The 18,889-nt window shown below is 51.1% G+C and carries 17 protein-coding genes; 2 read left to right on the plus strand and 15 right to left on the minus strand.

The genetic code is table 11. The features are described from left to right. Positions 1-163: 163 nt before the first annotated feature. From HMPREF2954_RS03785 to rpe, 4 genes are all read right to left on the minus strand, one after another. Positions 164-1,462, minus strand: a complete 1,299-nt coding sequence (locus HMPREF2954_RS03785) for an adenylosuccinate synthase (protein ID WP_045075558.1) — start codon at positions 1,460-1,462, stop codon at positions 164-166. 105 nt (positions 1,463-1,567) lie between these two features. Beyond that, positions 1,568-2,719, minus strand: coding sequence for an ATP phosphoribosyltransferase regulatory subunit (locus HMPREF2954_RS03790; protein WP_070689006.1), 1,152 nt, complete (start codon positions 2,717-2,719; stop codon positions 1,568-1,570). Positions 2,720-2,974: 255 nt separating this feature from the next. Then, positions 2,975-3,295, minus strand: a complete 321-nt coding sequence (locus HMPREF2954_RS03795; protein WP_039407404.1) for a hypothetical protein — start codon at positions 3,293-3,295, stop codon at positions 2,975-2,977. A gap of 87 nt (positions 3,296-3,382) precedes the next feature. Further along, entirely contained in the window at positions 3,383-4,066 is a 684-nt protein-coding gene (gene rpe, locus HMPREF2954_RS03800) for a ribulose-phosphate 3-epimerase (protein WP_045075563.1), read from the minus strand. Positions 4,067-4,369: 303 nt separating this feature from the next. On the opposite strand from rpe, the gene HMPREF2954_RS03805 reads away from it, so the two are divergent. After that, the gene (locus tag HMPREF2954_RS03805; protein WP_420915910.1) at positions 4,370-4,750 is read left to right on the plus strand and encodes a Spy/CpxP family protein refolding chaperone; all 381 of its coding nucleotides are present in this window, start codon (positions 4,370-4,372) and stop codon (positions 4,748-4,750) included. Between the two features lie 177 nt (positions 4,751-4,927). Here HMPREF2954_RS03805 and HMPREF2954_RS03810 read toward each other — a convergent pair whose 3' ends face one another. The 5 genes from HMPREF2954_RS03810 to aceF form a co-directional block, all read right to left on the minus strand. Continuing rightward, positions 4,928-5,794: an ATP-binding protein gene (locus HMPREF2954_RS03810; protein WP_045075569.1), complete on the minus strand. Its 867-nt coding sequence runs from the start codon at positions 5,792-5,794 to the stop codon at positions 4,928-4,930. An 8-nt stretch (positions 5,795-5,802) separates the two neighbouring features. Then, positions 5,803-6,432 carry a riboflavin synthase gene (locus HMPREF2954_RS03815; protein WP_070689007.1) on the minus strand — a complete coding sequence of 210 codons (630 nt, stop codon included), beginning with the start codon at positions 6,430-6,432 and terminating at the stop codon, positions 5,803-5,805. Positions 6,433-6,451: 19 nt separating this feature from the next. Further along, positions 6,452-7,159: a tRNA (guanosine(46)-N7)-methyltransferase TrmB gene (trmB, locus tag HMPREF2954_RS03820; protein WP_045075572.1), complete on the minus strand. Its 708-nt coding sequence runs from the start codon at positions 7,157-7,159 to the stop codon at positions 6,452-6,454. A gap of 363 nt (positions 7,160-7,522) precedes the next feature. Continuing rightward, positions 7,523-9,310 carry a dihydrolipoyl dehydrogenase gene (gene lpdA, locus HMPREF2954_RS03825; RefSeq protein WP_045075575.1) on the minus strand — a complete coding sequence of 596 codons (1,788 nt, stop codon included), beginning with the start codon at positions 9,308-9,310 and terminating at the stop codon, positions 7,523-7,525. An 87-nt stretch (positions 9,311-9,397) separates the two neighbouring features. Continuing rightward, positions 9,398-11,017 (minus strand): dihydrolipoyllysine-residue acetyltransferase, encoded by a 1,620-nt coding sequence (aceF, locus tag HMPREF2954_RS03830; protein WP_070689008.1) that lies wholly within the window; start codon positions 11,015-11,017, stop codon positions 9,398-9,400. Here aceF and HMPREF2954_RS12875 point away from each other — a divergent pair, their 5' ends adjacent. Next, entirely contained in the window at positions 11,018-11,224 is a 207-nt protein-coding gene (locus tag HMPREF2954_RS12875) for a methionyl-tRNA synthetase (RefSeq protein WP_083313602.1), read from the plus strand. It abuts the gene before it with no gap. A 33-nt stretch (positions 11,225-11,257) separates the two neighbouring features. Here HMPREF2954_RS12875 and aceE read toward each other — a convergent pair whose 3' ends face one another. From aceE to HMPREF2954_RS03865, 6 genes are all read right to left on the minus strand, one after another. After that, complete coding sequence (aceE, locus tag HMPREF2954_RS03835) at positions 11,258-13,921, minus strand: pyruvate dehydrogenase (acetyl-transferring), homodimeric type (protein ID WP_045075579.1); 2,664 nt, start codon at positions 13,919-13,921, stop codon at positions 11,258-11,260. A gap of 382 nt (positions 13,922-14,303) precedes the next feature. Beyond that, entirely contained in the window at positions 14,304-14,921 is a 618-nt protein-coding gene (locus tag HMPREF2954_RS03845) for a Smr/MutS family protein (RefSeq protein WP_045075582.1), read from the minus strand. Between the two features lie 91 nt (positions 14,922-15,012). Beyond that, the gene (locus HMPREF2954_RS03850; protein ID WP_045075584.1) at positions 15,013-15,495 is read right to left on the minus strand and encodes a GNAT family N-acetyltransferase; all 483 of its coding nucleotides are present in this window, start codon (positions 15,493-15,495) and stop codon (positions 15,013-15,015) included. A 78-nt stretch (positions 15,496-15,573) separates the two neighbouring features. Next, positions 15,574-16,707, minus strand: coding sequence for a 5-(carboxyamino)imidazole ribonucleotide synthase (locus HMPREF2954_RS03855; RefSeq protein WP_082054563.1), 1,134 nt, complete (start codon positions 16,705-16,707; stop codon positions 15,574-15,576). A gap of 24 nt (positions 16,708-16,731) precedes the next feature. Next, on the minus strand, positions 16,732-17,265 hold the full coding sequence (locus HMPREF2954_RS03860) for a hypothetical protein (protein ID WP_045075586.1): 534 nt from the start codon (positions 17,263-17,265) through the stop codon (positions 16,732-16,734). A 47-nt stretch (positions 17,266-17,312) separates the two neighbouring features. Further along, positions 17,313-18,889 (minus strand): hypothetical protein (locus HMPREF2954_RS03865; RefSeq protein WP_070689009.1); only part of this gene is annotated, 1,577 nt, incomplete at its 5' end.

Consider the following 18,889-nt stretch of genomic DNA (forward strand, 5'->3'; position numbering starts at 1 on the left):
GCTGTTGGGGGAAAGGCTTTTTTGCAAAGGTCTCTTAAAGTTAATCCACTATAAGATAAGATTGAACGCAATCAGAGTGCTTGGATTGACGGTAAATCGGTTATCAATACAAAAAGGTCGTCTGAAAACCCAAGTTTTCAGACGACCTTTTACAATCAAAGCATTATGCGAACGGATGATGCAAAACGATGGTTTCTTCGCGGTCAGGACCAGTGGAGACGATGGCTACCGGTGCGCCGCAGACTTCTTCGATACGTTTCAAATATGCTTTGGCATTGGCAGGCAATGCGTCGTAGCTTGTCACGCCGACAGTCGATTCGCTCCAGCCGGGCATGGTTTCGTAAATCGGCTTGCAGGTTTCTACCGCATCGGAACCGCAAGGCAGGATGTCGGTTTTGCTGCCGTCGGGTAATTCGTAGCCGACGCAGATATTGATGGTTTCAATGCCGTCCATCACGTCCAGCTTGGTGATACACATGCCGGAAATGCCGTTGACTTGAATGGAACGTTTCAACGCGGCGGCATCAAACCAACCGCAGCGGCGTGCGCGGCCGGTTACGGAGCCGAATTCGTGTCCGCGTTCTGCCAAACCTGCGCCTACTTCGTCGAACAATTCAGTCGGGAACGGGCCTGAACCGACGCGCGTGGTATAGGCTTTGACGATACCCAAAACATAATCCAGCATTTGCGGACCTACGCCCGCGCCTGCGGAAGCGGCTCCTGCGAGGCAGTTGGACGAGGTAACGAAGGGGTAAGTGCCGTAATCGATGTCCAACAGCGTGCCTTGCGCGCCTTCAAACAGCAGTTTTTCGCCGTTTTTGTTTTTCTCGTTCAACACGCGGGATACGTCGGTAATCATAGGCGTAATGCGCGGCGCAACTTTTTCGATAACCGCCATCACGTCTTCCGCTTTAACCGGATCGGCATTGTGCAGATGTTGCAGTTGGACATTGTAATAGGCAAGGACGGCATCCAGTTTTTCACGCAGTTTTTCAGGATGCAGCAAATCGACGACGCGGATGGCGCGGCGTGCCACTTTGTCTTCGTAGGCTGGGCCGATACCGCGGCCGGTCGTGCCGATTTTACCTTTGCCACGCGATGCTTCGCGGGCTTGGTCAAGCGCAATGTGGTAAGGCAGGATCAGCGGGCAGGTCGGGGCGATTTTCAGACGACCTTCGACGTTTTTCACGCCTGCTGCGTTCAACTCGTCGATTTCGCCCAACAATGCTTCGGGGGATACGACAACGCCGGAACCGATGAAGCAATCCAAGTTTTCATGCAGGATGCCGCTCGGAATTAGGCGCAAAATGGTTTTCTTGCCGCCGACGACCAAAGTATGACCCGCATTGTGGCCGCCTTGGAAACGCACGACACCGCTGGTTTCTTCCGCCAGCCAGTCGACGATTTTACCTTTGCCTTCATCGCCCCACTGGGCGCCGATTACTACAACATTTTTAGCCATAGCCATATAACCTATTAATATTAAAAAATTATCGTGAATCAACTTCAAACCAAGACGGCTTTGCGCCCTACCCTGATTTGCCTTTAATCCGCTATGAATGGGTATTTAAATTTTCTCAACCTGCCAAACGCCGTCCGACTTTTTCAGACGACCTGCAACCTCTTCCGAAGCATTGTGTCCGATACCGTAGTCGACAACGACACACTGTCCTTGTTCACGCAGGGCTTCAACTGCTTCGCGAGCCGCTTCGGCATCTTCCGCATTGACCAAGACGACGGGCTGCCGCTCAATGGCGGGCAAACGTCCGATAAAGCTGCGCAAGTCGAAACTGAATCCCGTTGCCGGACGCGCACGGCCAAAATATTCGCCCAATCCGTCATAACGCCCGCCCCGTGCGACCGCGTCATGGAAATTGGAACCGTATGCCGCATACAATAAGCCCGTGTGATAATTGTCGACGCGCAGTTCGGATAAGTCGATATGGACTTTCTGATTCGGGAATGCGTCGCACACTGCCTGCAATTCGTCCAACGCACTGCCGACTGCCGACAAATCCGGCAATCGTTCGCGCGCAGCGGACAACACTTCCCGTCCGCCATACAGACGCGGCAGCAGCGAAAATGCTTTTGCCCACATACCGTCCAGCTTCCAAGCCTTAACCTGCGCTTCGACCGCCTCGGTATCTTTATCCTGCATCAACGCAAGCAGTGTTGCGGACTGCTCCGCATCCAAATGCGCCGCATCGGACAAAGCGCGGAATACGCCGATATGACCCAGCGACAGCAAGACCTCGCCCATATCGGCAATCTTCATGCTTTTGAGCATCAGGTCAATCAGTTCGATATCCGCCCGGATGTCGGCGAAACCATACATCTCCGCCCCCGCCTGCAAAGGTTCGCGCATATTGAGCAAACCTTCCGGCCGCGCGTGCAACACAGGGCCTGCGTAGCACAAACGGTTAATCCCTTGATTGGCGGACAAAAGATGCGCATCGATACGCGCCACTTGCGGCGTAATGTCGGCGCGGATGCCCAACTGCCGACCGCTCAGCTGATCGACCACCAAAATGGTTTTCAAAGACAAACCCGCGTCAATGTGCGTCAGCAGGGAATGGCTGTATTCCATCAGCGGTGGCTGTACCAGCTCGTAACCGTGCACTCGGAACAAAGTCAACAACTGCTCTCGCGCGCTTTCCAACTGTCGGGCGTTGGTCGGCAACACATCGGCAACATGTTCGGGAAGCTGCCAAGATTGCATGGAAATCTACCTTCTATCTGTTTTTGCAAACGCAAAGGGCTGCTTGAATTTAAAACCAGACGGACACACAGCCCGCTTCTCGAAATACGCCGCGCAAACGATGCAGCGTTTCCAACAAATCTGATTTTAAATTCAAACAGCCCCTGAATGACGGCTTTAAACCGCCGAGTTATTAAAAGCAGACTTTACCATACAAAACAGTTTTGTGCAGCCTGTTTTCATACAAAAGTCGTCTGAAAAAAGATGGGCAATCCTCTATTCGCAATGGAGATTGCTTGTTTTCTCTTTAAAAGAATCCATCGCAATTTGGCACATACGTTGCCGTTGTCCCAAATCTGCCGCAGGCAGCGATTGAAATAAAAATTTTGTATTGTTGCGTTGAAAATCGGCTTTCTTGCCTGCCTTTTTATAACACTCGTCTGCGCGTGCGAAATATTGACGGCAGATTTCCGGCAATTCTTCCAACGATAAAGGTTTGTGCTTATGCATCCCATGCGCTGACACAGCCAGCGGAGAGATTGCCAAAATCGCTGCCGCAACAAATTTCAAACTTTTTTGAAACCAATAATTTTTCATAATAAAACCTTAAAATCTATATCTACATGATGATATTGCTTTTCGCAAAATCCACTACGTTTGTTTTCAGACGACCTCAAAGCCGACTCAACCAAGTTGCGCCAGTTGTCCACGCATCTCGGTAATCACCGCCTTATAGTCCGGCTTGCCAAAGATGGCGGAACCTGCCACAAAAGTATCGGCACCCGCTGCCGCGACGGCGGCGATATTGTCGGTTTTGATGCCGCCGTCTACTTCGATGGCGATGTGCCGCCCGCTTTGCGCTTCGTACCGATCCAACATCGCCCGCACTTGACGGATTTTTTCAAGGGTGTGCGGGATGAAGCTTTGTCCGCCGAAACCGGGGTTGACCGACATCAGCAATACCATGTCCAACCTGTCCAATACGTTTTCCAAAACGTAGGCGGGAGTGGCCGGATTCAACACCAATCCTGCCTGACAGCCCGCATCTTTAATCAGGCTGAGGCTGCGGTCGATATGGCGGCTGGCTTCGGGATGAAACGTGATAATCGACGCCCCTGCTTTGGCAAATGCCTGAATCAGATCGTCAACGGGTTCGACCATCAGATGCACATCAATCGGCACGGTGGCATAAGGCTTCAACGCCGCGCAGACCATAGGGCCGAAAGTCAGATTCGGCACATAATGATTGTCCATCACGTCGAAATGAATCAAATCGGCTCCCGCTTCGATAACTTTCGTTACTTCCTCACCCAAACGGGCAAAATCGGCGGATAAGATGCTGGGCGCAATACGGAAATTGTGGTTCATAGAAATCCAGTCGGATGGTGTGGTTTGATAAACGGATAATTTTTCATATTCTACCACCAACGCCTCACGCAACACTAACTATGCATTATTAATATTTAACAAAAGTAAGCATATGCATAAATAATTATAGGTTAAGGATATGTTTTGTCAGAAATAAAATAAAGATATGAAGTTAACAAAAGTTAACTGGAGGGATACTGCCTTTCACACGCTAATCGGGTATATTTGCGCGGTTACGGAAACTAGGAAAACGCTGTGTCTGTCGGATTCAAATCTTATTTACCCCTCTGTGCATTATCGGTTGTGCTGCTGACGGCTGTCGGTCAAGCGCACGCCGGCCCCCAATATATCAAGCTGGACGATTTTCAAGCCAATTGCGACATCCGCTCCCTTAATCTGACGCAAGACCAACACAATGCTTTGCGCCGAATCCGCAATGATTACAAACAGGCATCGGACAAGGCATACCGCAAACTCGTCCGCACAGACCGTAACCGCCGCCAAGTCATTATGAAAATCCTTGCGGCAGATAATTTCGATCAAAACAACGCCCGCGATTATGTCGAAACCCGCTACTTGTCAAGCATGGATTTCGCTGTCGAAGAATTGGAAATCCAACACCGCTTTTACCACCTGCTCAATCCGCGCCAACGCCAGATTTGGCTCTCTTCCTGCCTTCGCTGACATATCGCTTTCCTGATTGGTCCGTACAAAAAGGTCGTCTGAAATCCTGTTTCAGACGACCTTTTAAACGATATGGCGATTCAAAGCGATGCGGCCGGAAGAAATTGAACCGGAAAAAGCTTTCCCTACCCTTATCCTCCCGCAGATTTCAGTACGGCAGACCTATTTTCCAAAAACTCAATCCAAAACCCGTTGTTCCGGCAAACGCCCTGCCCAATCGCACGCAAACTGCCAAGCCGAACGTCCCGAGCGGTTGCCGCGCATTTGTGCCCATTGCAACGCCGCCTTGCGTGCCGTTTCATCAAAATCCACGCCGAAGTCGCCCAGCCAATTTTCAACCGCTTGGAGGTAGTCGTTTTGATCGAACGGATAAAAACTCAACCACAAGCCGAAACGGTCGGACAGGGAAATTTTTTCCTCAACGGCTTCTTTTTGATGAATTTCGCCACGTATGCCCGTTGTCCCGCCGTTTTCATCCATATATTCGGGCATAAGGTGGCGCCGGTTGGAGGTCGCGTACACCAACACGTTGCTGCATCTTTGCGACAAACCGCCATCCAATGCGGTTTTCAGGGCTTTGTAGGTTTCATCACCGGTTTCAAACGATAGGTCATCGCAGAATACGATGAATTTTTCGGGACGGTCTTTCAGCAAAAAAAGCAGCGCGGGCAGGCTGACCAAATCGCTCTTATCTACTTCAATCAGACGCAGCCCTTGTTTGGCATATTCGTGCAACAGGGCTTTGACCAGCGAGGATTTGCCCGTTCCGCGCGAACCGCTCATCAAAACATTATTCGCAGAGCGGCCTGCCAAAAACTGCTCGGTATTGCGTTTGAGTCTTTCGGTTTGCGTCCCGACGGCAGCCAGACGGTCAAGCGGGAATGTATGCGGGTTTGGCAGGCTCTCCAAAATCCCTTTTTTACCGACGCTGTGCCAACGGTAAGCCAAAGCGTTCCAGTCGGTTTTGCCGGGTTTTTCGGGCAGTACCAAATCAAGACGGTCCAAAACGGAATAGGCTTTTTGCAAAAAGGCGGCAAGTTTCATATGTGCTCCTATTGTCCTGATATAGCAGGATTTTGTTGCGCCATCACGCGCATCACGGTATCGACAACGGCTTGGGTTTGCGGATCGATTTCGATATTGATGACGTCGCCCTCTTTCCGGCTGCCAAACAAAGTGCGCGTCAAAGTTTCCGGAATCAGGTGGACATTGAATTCCGTTTCGGTAACGTCGCCTATGGTCAGGCTGCAACCGTCCAAGCCGACAAAGCCTTTGCTCAAAATATAAGGTTTGAGTTCGGGCGGCAGGACAAACCATACCGTGCGGTTAAACTCGCTGCGCTCTATCCGCGTAATCTGCGCAGTCGTCATGATATGCCCGCTCATGGCGTGTCCGCCGATTTCATCACCGAAACGGGCGGCACGTTCGAGATTGACGGCATCGCCTGTTTTCAGACGACCTAAATTGGTCTTTTCCAAGGTTTCTTTCATCAAATCAAAGCTGACCGTATCACCGTCGATTTGAGTGATGGTCAGGCAGCAGCCGTTGTTGGCGACGGATGCGCCGATTTGCAGATGCTCGGTCATCCCATCGGGCAGCTTGACGACATGGGTACGGAAATCGGCGGACGGTTCGCGGATAGCGATGATTTCGCCGACACCTTGGACGATACCTGTAAACATGAGAGATTCTCCAATCGGTTTATTTGATGCGTTTGAAAACCAAATCCCAAACGCCGTGCCCCAAGCGTTTGCCGCGGGCTTCAAATTTCGTTTCGGGACGGTATTCGGGCGTAGGCGCGTAATCGGCGGCGGTATTTTGCAAATTGTCAAAACCGCTCAACACTTCCAGCATCTGCTGCGCGTATTCTTCCCAGTCGGTCGCCAGATGGATATAGCCGCCGACTTTCAGCTTGGGCAACAGTTTCTGCACAAACGGCGTTTGCACCAAGCGGCGTTTGTTATGGCGTTTTTTGTGCCAAGGGTCGGGAAAGAAAATGTGGATGCCGTCGAGCACGTCGTCTGAAAGCATATTTTCCACCACTTTGACCGCATCGTGCCGCATCACACGGATATTGCCGATGTGTTCTTCTTCAATCAATTTCAGAATGTTGCCGACGCCGGGACCGTGTACATCAATCGCCAAAAAGTCAGTATCAGGTAGGCGCTTGGCAATTTCAACAGTCGCCACGCCCATGCCGAAACCGATTTCCAACACCTTGGGACGGTCGCTGCCGAAACGCTGATTCAAGTCCAACACGGAATCTTGATAATCGATGCCGAATTGCGGCCACATCGTATCAATGGCACGCTGCTGCGCCGCAGTCATATGCCCTTGACGCAACACAAAGCTGCGGATGGAGCGTTTGTGCGCTTCAGGAACGGTAGAATCCGGAGTTATTTCGTTCATAAATCATTTCTTGTATCTGATAAAACTAGGGAAAGGTCGTCTGAAAATCTGTAATATGGTTTCAGACGACCTCTGAATGTATGGGGTCAACCGTTAAACGGTTTGTTTTTATCGTTGATAAACAAGCATGAAACAAGCCACGGACAGTATCAATCCTGCCGAACTCGTTTGCTTGCTGTTTTAAAGCATGACTAAATGGCTCACTTGGAGCTTAGGCACGCATTCTTGTTCATCCACTATATCGTTAATGAAATCACTATCACTGACAATATTCTGTTTGACGAAAAGGTCGTCTGAAAGATTCAGACGACCTTTGCCTAATAAATGCAATATCAGCAGTTTAATTCAACTGACTGAATACACTTATTTTTTCTTTTGAGCCGGCAGGTCGGTACAAGTACCCAGCGCCACTTCGGCAGCCATACCGATGGATTCGCCCAAGGTCGGGTGCGGGTGGATGGTTTTGCCGATGTCTTCAGCGTCGCAGCCCATTTCGATGGCCAAGCAGATTTCGCCAATCATATCGCCGCCGTTCGGACCAACGATACCGCCGCCGATGATACGGCCGGTTTCGGCATCAAAAATCAGCTTGGTGAAGCCGTTATCGCAACCGTTGGCAATCGCACGGCCGGAAGCCGCCCATGGGAAGTTGGCTTTGGTGATTTTGCGGCCGGATGCTTTGGCAGACAATTCGGTTTCGCCAACCCATGCTACTTCGGGAGCAGTGTAAGCCACGCCCGGAATCACGCGGGCATCGAAGTAAGCTTTGTGTCCGGCGCAGTTTTCAGCGGCAACGTGGCCTTCATGAACGGCTTTGTGCGCCAGCATAGGCTGACCGACGATGTCGCCGATGGCGTAGATGTGCGGCACATTGGTACGCATTTGTTTGTCGACTTCGATGAAGCCTCGGTCGGTTACGGCAACGCCTGCTTTTTCGGCGCTGATGAGTTTGCCGTTAGGTGCACGGCCGGCGGCAACCAATACGGCATCGTAGCGTTGCGGCTCTTTCGGTGCGTTTGCACCTTCAAAGGTAACGTAAATGCCGTCTTCTTTGGGCTCGACTGCGACGGTTTTGGTGTTGATCATGATGTTGTCAAAACGGTATTCGTTTTGTTTTTGCCATACTTTCACCAAATCGCGGTCTGCACCTTGCATCAGGCCGTCCATCATCTCAACGACGTCGAGGCGCGAACCCAGCGTGCTGTAAACCGTACCCATTTCGAGGCCGATGATACCGCCACCGATAATCAGCAGCTTGCCCGGTACTTCTTTCAGAGCCAAAGCACCGCTGGAATCGATGATGCGCGGATCTTCAGGGATAAACGGCAGCTTGGTTACGCGGCTGCCCGCTGCGATGATACAGTTTTTGAACGCAACGATTTTTTTCTCGCCGGTAGGCGTAGCCTGCTCGTACACGTCGCCGGTAGTCAGCGACACTTCCAAGTGGTGCGGATCCAAGAATTGACCGTCGCCTTGGATAACGTCCACTTTACGGCCTTTTGCCATACCTGCCAAACCGGTAGTCAGGCGGGAAACCACGCCGTCTTTATAGCCGCGCAGCATGTCGATGTCGAGTTCAGGCTCGGGGTATTTGATGCCGTTGGCAGCCAAGTGGCGCACTTCGTCAATAACGGCAGCGTTGTGCAACAAGGCTTTGGAAGGGATACAGCCGACGTTCAAGCAAACACCGCCCAAAGTTTTGTAACGTTCAACGATGGCAACTTTCAAGCCTTCGTCAGCAGCGGCAAATGCAGCGGAGTAACCGCCGGGGCCGCCACCCAATACGACTACGTCGTACTCTGCATCGGCAGAACCGCCGAATTGCGCCGCTTGCGGTGCAGGAGCGGCAGCTTTAGGGGCTTCTTGCGCAGGAGCAGCAGCAGGTGCTTCGGCTTTAGGAGCGGCAGCCGCACCTTCGGCTTCAACGACTACAATCAAGCCGCCTTCGGAGATTTTGTCGCCGACTTTGACTTTGACTTCTTTGACCACGCCCGCAACTTCGGCAGGCACGTCCATCGTCGCCTTGTCGGTTTCCAAGGTAATCAGGGTATCGTCAACGGCGATGGTGTCGCCTACGTTCACTTCAACCGCGATAATATCTACATTTTCGTGTCCGCCAATGTCGGGCACTTTCAATTCAACTAAGCTCATGTCTAATCTTTCTGAATGATATTCGGACTTCTGTTTTCAGACGACCTGTCGGGTTGTGTGCCGAAGGTCGTCTGAAATACGCTCGGATTACAGGGTAATGCGGCGGAAGTCTTTCAACAGGTTCGCCAGGAATACGGTGAAGCGCATACCGGCGGCACCGTCGATGACGCGGTGGTCGAAGGACAGGCTCAACGGACACATCAGGCGAGGAGCGAACTCTTTGCCGTTCCAAACCGGTTTGATTTGGGATTTGCACACGCCCAAAATAGCGACTTCAGGTGCGTTCACAATCGGAGTGAAGCCTGTACCGCCGATGCCGCCCAAGCTGGAAATGGTAAAGCAGGCGCCTTGCATTTCTTGCGGTTTGAGCTTGCCTTCGCGGGCTTTTTTAGACAATTCGGTCAGCTCTTGGCTGATTTCTTTCAGACCTTTTTGATCTACATCTTTGATGACGGGAACAACCAAGCCGTTCGGCGTATCGGCTGCAAAACCGATGTTGAAGTAGTTTTTCAGAACCAGATTGTCGCCGTCCAAAGAAGCGTTGAATTCTGGGAAGGCTTTCAGCGCGGAAACGGAGGCTTTGATGATGAACGCCAACGGGGACAGTTTCACGCCTTCGCGTTCCCATTCTTTGTTCAACTGTTTGCGGAATTCTTCCAATTCGGTCATGTCCGCTTCTTCGTGAACGGTAACGTGCGGAATCACAACCCAGTTGCGGGACAGGTTTTGACCGGAAATTTTCTTAATGCGGGACAACTCTTTAACTTCGACATTGCCGAATTTGGAGAAGTCCACTTTAGGCCACGGCAGCAAGTCCAGACCGCCGCCCAAAGATGCGCCGGCAGCAGCAGGTTTCGCCGCACCGCCTTGCATTACAGATTTCACAAAGGCCTTAATGTCATCGCCCATGATACGGCCTTTCAGGCCGGTACCTTTGACTTGACCCAAATCCACACCCAATTCGCGCGCCAGTTTGCGTGCGGAAGGACCCGCGTGTGCTTTGGCAAAAGCAGCTTCGTCGATTTTGGCAGCGGCAGGTGCAGGAGCGGCAACAGGAGCCGGAGCGGCGGCAGGCGCGGCAGCCGGAGCAGGTACAGCTGCCGGGGCTGCGGCTTGAGCAGGCGCGGGAGCGGGAGTGGCGGCAGAACCGGTGGTTTCCACTTCGATAATGGCAGTACCTTCGGATACTTTGTCGCCGACTTTCAGGAATACGGCTTTAACGACACCGGCGGCAGTACAAGGTACGTCCATAGTCGCTTTGTCGGTTTCCAGAGTAATCAGCGTGTCGTCTTCGGCAACGGTGTCGCCAACTTTAACTTCAACGGCGATTACATCTACATCAGTATGACCGCCAATGTCGGGAACGGCTACTTGAACGGTTGCGCCGCCTGCGGGAGCGGCAGCGGGTGCAGCGGCAGGCGCAGGTTGTGCTTCAGCGGCAGGAGCCGGAGCGGCTTCCGCAGCGGCAGCACCGGTTTCAACAGTCAGAATCACGCCGCCTTCGGAGATTTTGTCGCCGACTTTGACTTTCACTTCTTTCACAACCCCTGCTGCATCGGCAGGTACGTCCATAGTGGCTTTGTCGGTTTCCAGTGTAATCAGGGTGTCGTCAACGGCGATGGTGTCGCCCGCTTTGACTTCTACTGCGATGATATCGACGTTTTCATGACCGCCGATATCGGGTACTTTGATTTCTACGATACTCATTTGAGTTCCTTTGATGATTTCGGTTTGATGTCGTCTGAAAAACAGTTTCAGACGACATCACTTATGTTTTCCGGCACGGATAACCATTTCCAAGACAGCTTTTCTGCGCTTCGAACCTTTTGCACGACTTGCGCCCGCTGCCCGGTAATTCAAGGTTTGTCCGTTATACAAACCGTCAACGTATTCTTGATTCAGACGACCCCGTAAGCAAATTGACTTTGAGGTCGTCTGAAAGCAGGATTAGCGTTTCCAGCTTGGCGCCACGTCGGCATTGATGCCGTATTTTTCGATGGCTTGTTGAACGGTTTCTTTGCTGACTTTGCCTTGTTCTGCCAATGCGCTCAATGCTGCCACGGCAACGTTGTAGCGGTCCACTTCGAAGAAGCGGCGCAGGTTGGCACGGCTGTCGGAACGGCCGAAACCATCGGTACCCAAGACATGATAGTCGTTCGGGATGTACGCGCGGATACGGTCGGCATAGCTGCGGATATAGTCGGTAGCGGCGATAACCGGACCGTCATGACCTTGCAGTTGTGAGGTAACGAAAGGCACTTTTTCAGCTTCCAGCGGATGCAGGCGGTTGAAACGTTCTACTTCGATGGCATCGCGGTGCAGCAGGTTGAAGGACGGGCAAGACCAAATGTCTGCTTCTACGCCGAAGTCGGCTTTCAGCAACTCGGCACCGGCAATCACTTCTTGCAGGATGGTACCGGAACCCATCAATTGAACTTTCTTGTCGCCTTTACCGCCGGCTTTCAGCAAGTACATACCTTTCAGGATGTCTTGTTCCACGCCTTCGGGCATATCCGGATGAGTGTAGTTCTCGTTCATCAGGGTGATGTAGTAGAACACGTCTTCATGGTTGACGTACATACGGCGCAGGCCATCATGTACGATAACGGCCACTTCATATTGGAAAGTCGGATCGTATGTTACGCAGTTCGGGATCAAATCGGCTTGAATATGGCTGTGGCCGTCTTCGTGTTGCAGGCCTTCGCCGTTCAAGGTCGTACGGCCGGCAGTACCGCCCAACAGGAAGCCGCGCGCGTGCATATCGCCGGCAGCCCATGCCAAGTCGCCGACACGTTGGAAACCGAACATAGAGTAGTAAATGTAGAACGGAATCATCGCGAAGTCGCTGTTGGCATAGCTGGTCGCCGCTGCAATCCAGTCAGCCATCGCGCCTGGCTCGTTAATACCTTCTTGCAGGATTTGACCGTCAACAGACTCTTTATAGAACATCAGTTGGTCTTTGTCTTGCGGGGTGTATTGTTGGCCTTTCGGATTCCAAATACCGTATTGGCGGAACATGCCTTCCATACCGAAGGTACGGCTTTCGTCAGGAACGATAGGTACGACGCGTTTGCCGATTTTTTTGTCTTTCAGCAAAGTAGACAGAATGCGGACAAATGCCATAGTGGTCGAGAATTCACGGTCGCCGCTGGATTTCAGTTGAGTCTCAAATGCTGACAACTCAGGCATTTCCAGAACTTCTTGGGTAGGCTTGCGTTGAGGCAGGTAGCCGCCCAAAGCTTCGCGGCGTGCGTGCAGGTATTTGTACTCTTCACTGTCGGGAGCGAAAGTCAGGTAAGGCAGATCGCCGCTGTCGATTTGCTCGTCGGTAACCGGAATGTCAAAGCGGTCGCGGAATTGTTTCAGAGACGCCTTGTCCATTTTTTTGGCTTGGTGGGCAACGTTTTGACCTTCACCGGAAGCACCCATACCATAACCTTTAATGGTTTTCGCCAAAATTACGGTAGGTTTGCCGTCTGCATGGTTAGCTGCGCGGTCATAAGCGTTGTACACTTTTTGAGGGTCATGGCCGCCGCGGTTCAATGCCCAAATTTCGTCATCGGTCATATCGGCAACCAATGCTTTCAATTCAGGGGTATTGAAGAAATGTTCGCGCACGTACGCACCGTCTTTGGATTTGTAAGTTTGGTAGTCGCCGTCCAAACATTCTTCCATGCGTTTGCGCAGGATACCGTCTTTGTCTTTTGCCAAGAGGCGGTCCCAACGGCGGCCCCAAATGACTTTGACAACATTCCAGCCGGCGCCGGCAAAGTTGCCTTCCAATTCTTGGATGATTTTGCCGTTACCGCGGACAGGACCGTCCAAACGTTGCAGGTTACAGTTGATGACGAAAATCAGGTTGTCCAAACCTTCGCGTGCTGCCAATGCGATGGCGCCTTGCGATTCGGGTTCGTCCATTTCGCCGTCGCCGCAGAAACACCATACTTTACGGCCTTTGGTTTTTGCCAGACCGCGGGATTCCAAGTATTTTAGGAAACGGGCTTGGTAAATCGCCATGATCGGACCCAAACCCATAGATACGGTCGGAAATTGCCAGAAATCAGGCAGCAAGTGCGGATGCGGGTAAGAAGGCAGACCATGTCCGTCCACTTCCTGACGGAAATTGTTCAGTTGGTCTTCAGTCAGACGGCCTTCAACGAAAGCGCGGGCATAGATACCTGGAGAAACGTGGCCTTGGAAGAATACCAAATCACCTTCTTCGCCTTCGCCTTTAGCTTTCCAGAAGTGGTTGAAACCCACTTCGTACATGGTTGCGGCAGATTGGAAAGATGCGATATGACCACCCAGCTCCAAATCTTTTTTACCGGCGCGCAATACGATGGCGGCGGCGTTCCAGCGCACGAATGCACGGATGCGGTGTTCGATGTTTTGATCGCCCGGAATACCTTTTTCGTCTTCAACCGAAACGGTATTCAAATACGGGGTGGTTGTGCCGTGAGGCATACGGACGCCTTTGTCGCGGCTGTATTTAACCAGATGCTCCAACAAGTATTGTGCGCGTTCGCTGCCTTCGTATTCTAGAACTGAGCTTAACGCGTCCAACCACTCTTGGGTTTCAATCGGGTCAACATCGTGTAATTGGGTGGACATAGTATCTATCCTTATGTTGAGTGTTATTCAATGACGGAGGGTTATACCCCTAATGTTTTCGTTTGCGAAAATTGATGTACAAAAACGAAAAGTTTCTAAAATCAAATCAAATAAAATTAGATAATCTAAATTTTTTCAATCAGTTAAAAACCGGATTAAAAACAAAAGACGCACTGGTGAATTTATTTGAATCTGCTTCGCTTCGAATCGTATCAGCAAACGGTATAACTAGCAAATTTCAATTTAATATATTCAAAAACAATCAAACTTTTCCCATTTAATTTTCTTTTTTAACACAAAAACGAAAATAAAATGAAAAAAACCGAAATAACCTTTTAACCGTTTTTGAAATAGCTTTGCTGCTATATTTCAGACGACCTTTTTACCGCTCCTCCGAATGCCGGCGTTTGATAAGGATGCGGACAGCGCCGTCATTACCCTCGCGAGGTTCGATATAGGCAAGGACATCCGGATGCTGCATCAGCCAACGGCGCGTCATATTTTTTAAAACAGGTTTATAGCCTGCCGAACCCAGTCCGCTGCCGTGGACAATTTCGGCACAAACGCCGCGCTTTTGGACAAACACGATAAACTCATTTAATACCTGTTGCGCTTCTTCTTGCGTATAGCCGTGCAAATCAACATCGGCAACGACGGGATAATGGCCGTTACGCAGGCGTTGCAGGTCGTTTTTACCTTGCCCGTTCTTACTGAACGAAGCAGGCGGCTCATCCCAACCGCCGTTGCCGATATAAAAATAATCTTCCTCATTTAATGAAGATGCTTCTTTCGGACGCGGCTTTATCGGCGATTTATCGCGTGGAGCAGAATAATATTGCGAAGTTTGTTTCAACGGGGTTACCGTCCCGACCATGCTTGCAAAATCCGCATTTTCGGCTTCCTGCTTTTTAGCTGCCGCTTCTGCTGCAGCCTTTTCTTCCGCTTCTTTTTTCGCCTGTTTTCCTAAGGCCTGAAGGGTAGATTGGAAATCTGTTTTCATAAATGGATACCTGAAACGCTAAATGATTTTCAGACGACCTCTTTTACAAACAAGGTCGTCTGAAAACGGGAAAAATGATTGACGGTTGTATCTAAAGGTATTTACGCATTAATTCGCATTCGACTTTGACTTCCCGATTCAACTGCAACACCGCAGAACCCAAAGAGTCATAACGGTTGATGCGGTAAAACGGAACGGAATTGAGCGAGGCATAAAGTTTTAAAAAACTCAATCCGGCATGATGCGCCAACTCTTCGGCACGCCTCAGCAATGCCGTACCCAAACCTTGATTATGGAAAATCGGATGCACATAAAGCGCGTCTAATTGCGCTTCCTTAAAATCGACTTGGAAAAATCCACGGATGGCCCCTTTGTATTCCACCACCCACAAAGCCTTATCCGGATCGTCAATGGTATGGCGGTAGCTTTCAGTGTCCAACAGTGCTTCCCATGCCTGAAGCACGTTCTCGTCGTAGCTTCTAATGCAGGCAAATTGGGCGGCATGAAGATGGGCATTATGGATGGCTTGGCAATCTTGTACTGTGGCGGGACGGAGTATGGTCAACAGGCTCATGATTCGGTACGTTATGTCTAACTTTCAGACGACCTTGATTGATTCTGAGGTCGTCTGAACATTTTGAAAATCAGCAAATTATAAACTTTGATGCAGTTTCACCGCTGCATCAAAAGCAGTGTCGGCATCGGCGGACAAAACGGTGAAATGCCCCATTTTGCGGCCTTTCCGCGCGGCCTTTTTGCCGTACAGGTGCAGGTGCGCGTTCGGATGGCTTTGCAACGGCAGCCAATTCGGTTCGCCGCCGTCTTCCTGCCAAACGTCGCCCAAAATATTCGCCATGCAACATGAAGAAAGCAGCTTGGTATCGGCAGGTGGCAGGTTGCACATAATGCGTACCTGCTGCTGGAACTGGTCTGCGGCGCAGGCATCTATCGTATGGTGGCCGGAATTGTGCGGGCGCGGGGCGATTTCGTTGACGACCAATTCGTGCGTGTCGCCGACGACGAACATTTCCACCGCCAATACGCCGACATAATCCAACTCATCCGCCAAGCGTTGCGCCATTTGCCGTGCCTGTTGTTGCACGTCGGCACTCAGCCGCGCGGGGACGATGGAATAGGCGAGGATGCCGTTTTCGTGGATGTTTTCGGCGGGGTCGAAGGTTTGCACGTTTTCATCGTTCAGACGGCATACGATAACGGAAATCTCGCCGCGCAAATCCACCATTTTTTCCAAAACACAATCCACGCCGCCGTGTTCGGCAAACGCGGCTTTGAGTTCGTCCACCGTTTTGACGCGGATTTGCCCTTTGCCGTCGTAGCCCAAAGTAGCCGTTTTCAGGATGCCGGGCAAAAATTGCGCGCTTTCTTCGCTGATGTCGTCTGAACGGCAAACCGCTTGATATGGCGCGGTTTGCAGCCCCGCTTTGCGTATCCACGCTTTTTCCTGAATACGGTTTTGCGCGATGGCAACGCAGTCGCCGCCGGGGGAAACGTTGGTATGTTTTGCCAGAAAGCGCATCGCTTCGGCATTGACGTTTTCAAATTCAGTAGTAACCGCCGCGCATTTTGCCAACTCGTCCAAAGCGGCAGGGTCGTCAAACGGCGCGCACAAATGGCGGTCGGCAAATTCCGCCGCCGGCGCGTTCGGATCGGGGTCGAGAACGGTTACTTTGTAGCCCATGGTTTTGGCGGCAACGGTAAACATTCTGCCTAATTGTCCGCCGCCGAGAATACCGAGCATGGCGGGCGGGAGGATAGTAAATTTCATAAGTTGTTCCGTTTCCCTTAAAAACTACCGTAAATTAATGGTTCTGTAATCGTTATGCCCTGCTTTTCCTGTTTTCGCACACAATTTGTCGCCGCAGCGGACTATATCGGACTTGCCAATTATTTCCAATGTCGTAAGCTCTTCTTTCTTTTTCGCAATATCGCTTCCGTAACCGTATGACATCCATGCAGCGGAAACCAGGGTGATAACCGACAAAGCCGCACAAACGGCAGTAACAGTCGCAAGTTTTACCGCTATGCCCCGGTTGGTTTGATTGACTTGGTGCAGGTAGGTATTGAATGCTTTGGTCTGTTCGGCCATTTTTTCCCGCACTTCCTCCATTTCGGCAACGTAACCGTCCAACACTGAATCCAATCTGCCTTTAACGGTTTCTTCGACAAATCCGCCCATTTCTTTTTTGTGCTGCATCATAAAAGACTCAAGCTCTTGGCGGATATTCAGATAATCCCCGCGTGCCTGCTCGTTTTGCCTTGCCAGCACGGCACTTGCCATACCTGCAAGACGGTCGATTTGTTCCAGTTTTTCTTCAATATTCATCTGTTTTCACTCCCATTCGGCCGTTTGCCGTATTTTTTCAGACGACATCAACGACTCATCACCATACTGCGCGAGCGTTCCATCTGCCTTTCCATTTCGCGCTGTTCGGCTTCGAATTGGAGGTTTTGCTCGGTTTGCAACATGTCTTTGAAACTGTCTTTCGGCCCGGTCAGCATTGCCTTATCTGCATTAACTTCGGCAACTCTGAGAAAAGCCGTATCTTCGTGCATCACGGTAAGGTGGTTGTCTTTGGTAATGACCAAACCTTCGATGGCAGGCAGCTTTTGGGCATAGGCTTCGGCGGTCAGCGCGGCAATGCTGTTCCGTATGCCGTATTCGGAATAAGGAAGATGGTGTTCTTTGATGTAGGCAGTAAACTTGTCTGTGATCTGTGCATGGAGTTTCTGCGCCTGCTCGGGCATATTGTCTAGGGAATACAGGTAGTTTTCGCGTTCGTACTGCCGGCGGTTTTGCGCTTCGGCTTCGTGCAACCCATCCCACAACTGCCTGACGTCGGGATTGCCGCGAATCAGTTCCTCCGTTGAGTTTCGGACGGCATGGCGGTCGTTGCGCTCATAAGCATCCAACACGTTTTGATAGCGCGACATCATAGCTTGGAACGGATCTTCAGCTTTGGGGCGGGTGATCGGCACATGTTCGAACCGGTTGGCGCCGCTTGCGGTGTGATCGAAATATTGCGGCGTTTTAGGGTTGGATTTGTCGTAATACACTCCGCGGCGGTTTTCTGCCCCCAGATTCAGGCCGTTGCGCTCGATCAGGCGCTCGTCCAAGCCCAGCCCCTTCATATCGATGACCAGCTCGGCTTTTGGGTCGTGTTCGTTATGCTTGCGTACGATATAGCCGATGACGCGCGTCGCGTAGCTGTTGCGGTAGTCCGATTCGCCGTGCGGCCCTAACCGAGCTTCTTCGGGCGACTGATCGTAATAGGTACGGGCAAGGATTTCTTTTTGGCTGTCGGAGACAGTCATATCGGGATTGAATTTCAGCCCTTTGGTAGGGATAATCTTTTTATTTCCAAGTGCAGTTTCATCTAAAAAATACTGCTCGTATCCGAATCCGTCCCCGACAACTTCTTGCAGGCTGAGCTTGGTTTTCCCTTGCTGTTTCTGTTCATAGCTGACGACGGCATTCCAGCCCGCAATCATTGCCAACGCCTCATCTTTGCGTTCGGCATCCTGCAAATCTTTCAGTGGCTTGGTATAGTCTTTGCGCTTGGCATCGCTTTCCGCAATTTTGTCGACTTTGGCAAGCACCCGGTTTTCCGTTTCTTTATGTCCCTGTTCGTAGTAAAAAAAACCGTGCTGGATTTCATGACCGAGCTGGAAGACAAAGGGTTTCTGTTTGTCCTGAGATTGCAGCATTCTGAGATGGATCGAAATCCGTTTTTCTTCGGCATTATAGCTGGCGCCGGCATTCGGATTTTTGCTGACCGCCAGTTCGTCCAAATAGCCCTTTTCCGCCGCCGTATTGAGACGTTCGGTCAATACGGGTGATGCCGTTATGGTGGCAATCAGGTTGCGGTATTCGTTCGAGTTTTTGCCGTTGGGGAGCGAATTTTGGGCAAAGTCGTCCAATATCTTTTGCAGTTGAGGATTGATCTGAC

It is taken from the genome of Neisseria sp. HMSC067H09 (assembly GCF_001814135.1).
Lineage (GTDB): Bacteria > Pseudomonadota > Gammaproteobacteria > Burkholderiales > Neisseriaceae > Neisseria.

Excerpts from the sequence above, each read along its gene's own strand:
- rpe (WP_045075563.1), bottom strand. The coding sequence starts at position 4,066 with ATGAACCACAATTTCCGTATTGCGCCCAGCATCTTATCCGCCGATTTT.
- lpdA (WP_045075575.1), bottom strand. The coding sequence starts at position 9,310 with ATGAGCTTAGTTGAATTGAAAGTGCCCGACATTGGCGGACACGAAAAT.
- HMPREF2954_RS03815 (WP_070689007.1), bottom strand. The coding sequence starts at position 6,432 with ATGTTTACAGGTATCGTCCAAGGTGTCGGCGAAATCATCGCTATCCGC.
- HMPREF2954_RS03810 (WP_045075569.1), bottom strand. The coding sequence starts at position 5,794 with ATGAAACTTGCCGCCTTTTTGCAAAAAGCCTATTCCGTTTTGGACCGT.
- trmB (WP_045075572.1), bottom strand. The coding sequence starts at position 7,159 with ATGAACGAAATAACTCCGGATTCTACCGTTCCTGAAGCGCACAAACGC.
- HMPREF2954_RS03795 (WP_039407404.1), bottom strand. The coding sequence starts at position 3,295 with ATGAAAAATTATTGGTTTCAAAAAAGTTTGAAATTTGTTGCGGCAGCG.
- HMPREF2954_RS03850 (WP_045075584.1), bottom strand. The coding sequence starts at position 15,495 with ATGAGCCTGTTGACCATACTCCGTCCCGCCACAGTACAAGATTGCCAA.
- HMPREF2954_RS03860 (WP_045075586.1), bottom strand. The coding sequence starts at position 17,265 with ATGAATATTGAAGAAAAACTGGAACAAATCGACCGTCTTGCAGGTATG.
- HMPREF2954_RS03845 (WP_045075582.1), bottom strand. The coding sequence starts at position 14,921 with ATGAAAACAGATTTCCAATCTACCCTTCAGGCCTTAGGAAAACAGGCG.
- HMPREF2954_RS03790 (WP_070689006.1), bottom strand. The coding sequence starts at position 2,719 with ATGCAATCTTGGCAGCTTCCCGAACATGTTGCCGATGTGTTGCCGACC.
- aceF (WP_070689008.1), bottom strand. The coding sequence starts at position 11,017 with ATGAGTATCGTAGAAATCAAAGTACCCGATATCGGCGGTCATGAAAAC.
- HMPREF2954_RS03855 (WP_082054563.1), bottom strand. The coding sequence starts at position 16,707 with ATGAAATTTACTATCCTCCCGCCCGCCATGCTCGGTATTCTCGGCGGC.
- aceE (WP_045075579.1), bottom strand. The coding sequence starts at position 13,921 with ATGTCCACCCAATTACACGATGTTGACCCGATTGAAACCCAAGAGTGG.
- HMPREF2954_RS03785 (WP_045075558.1), bottom strand. The coding sequence starts at position 1,462 with ATGGCTAAAAATGTTGTAGTAATCGGCGCCCAGTGGGGCGATGAAGGC.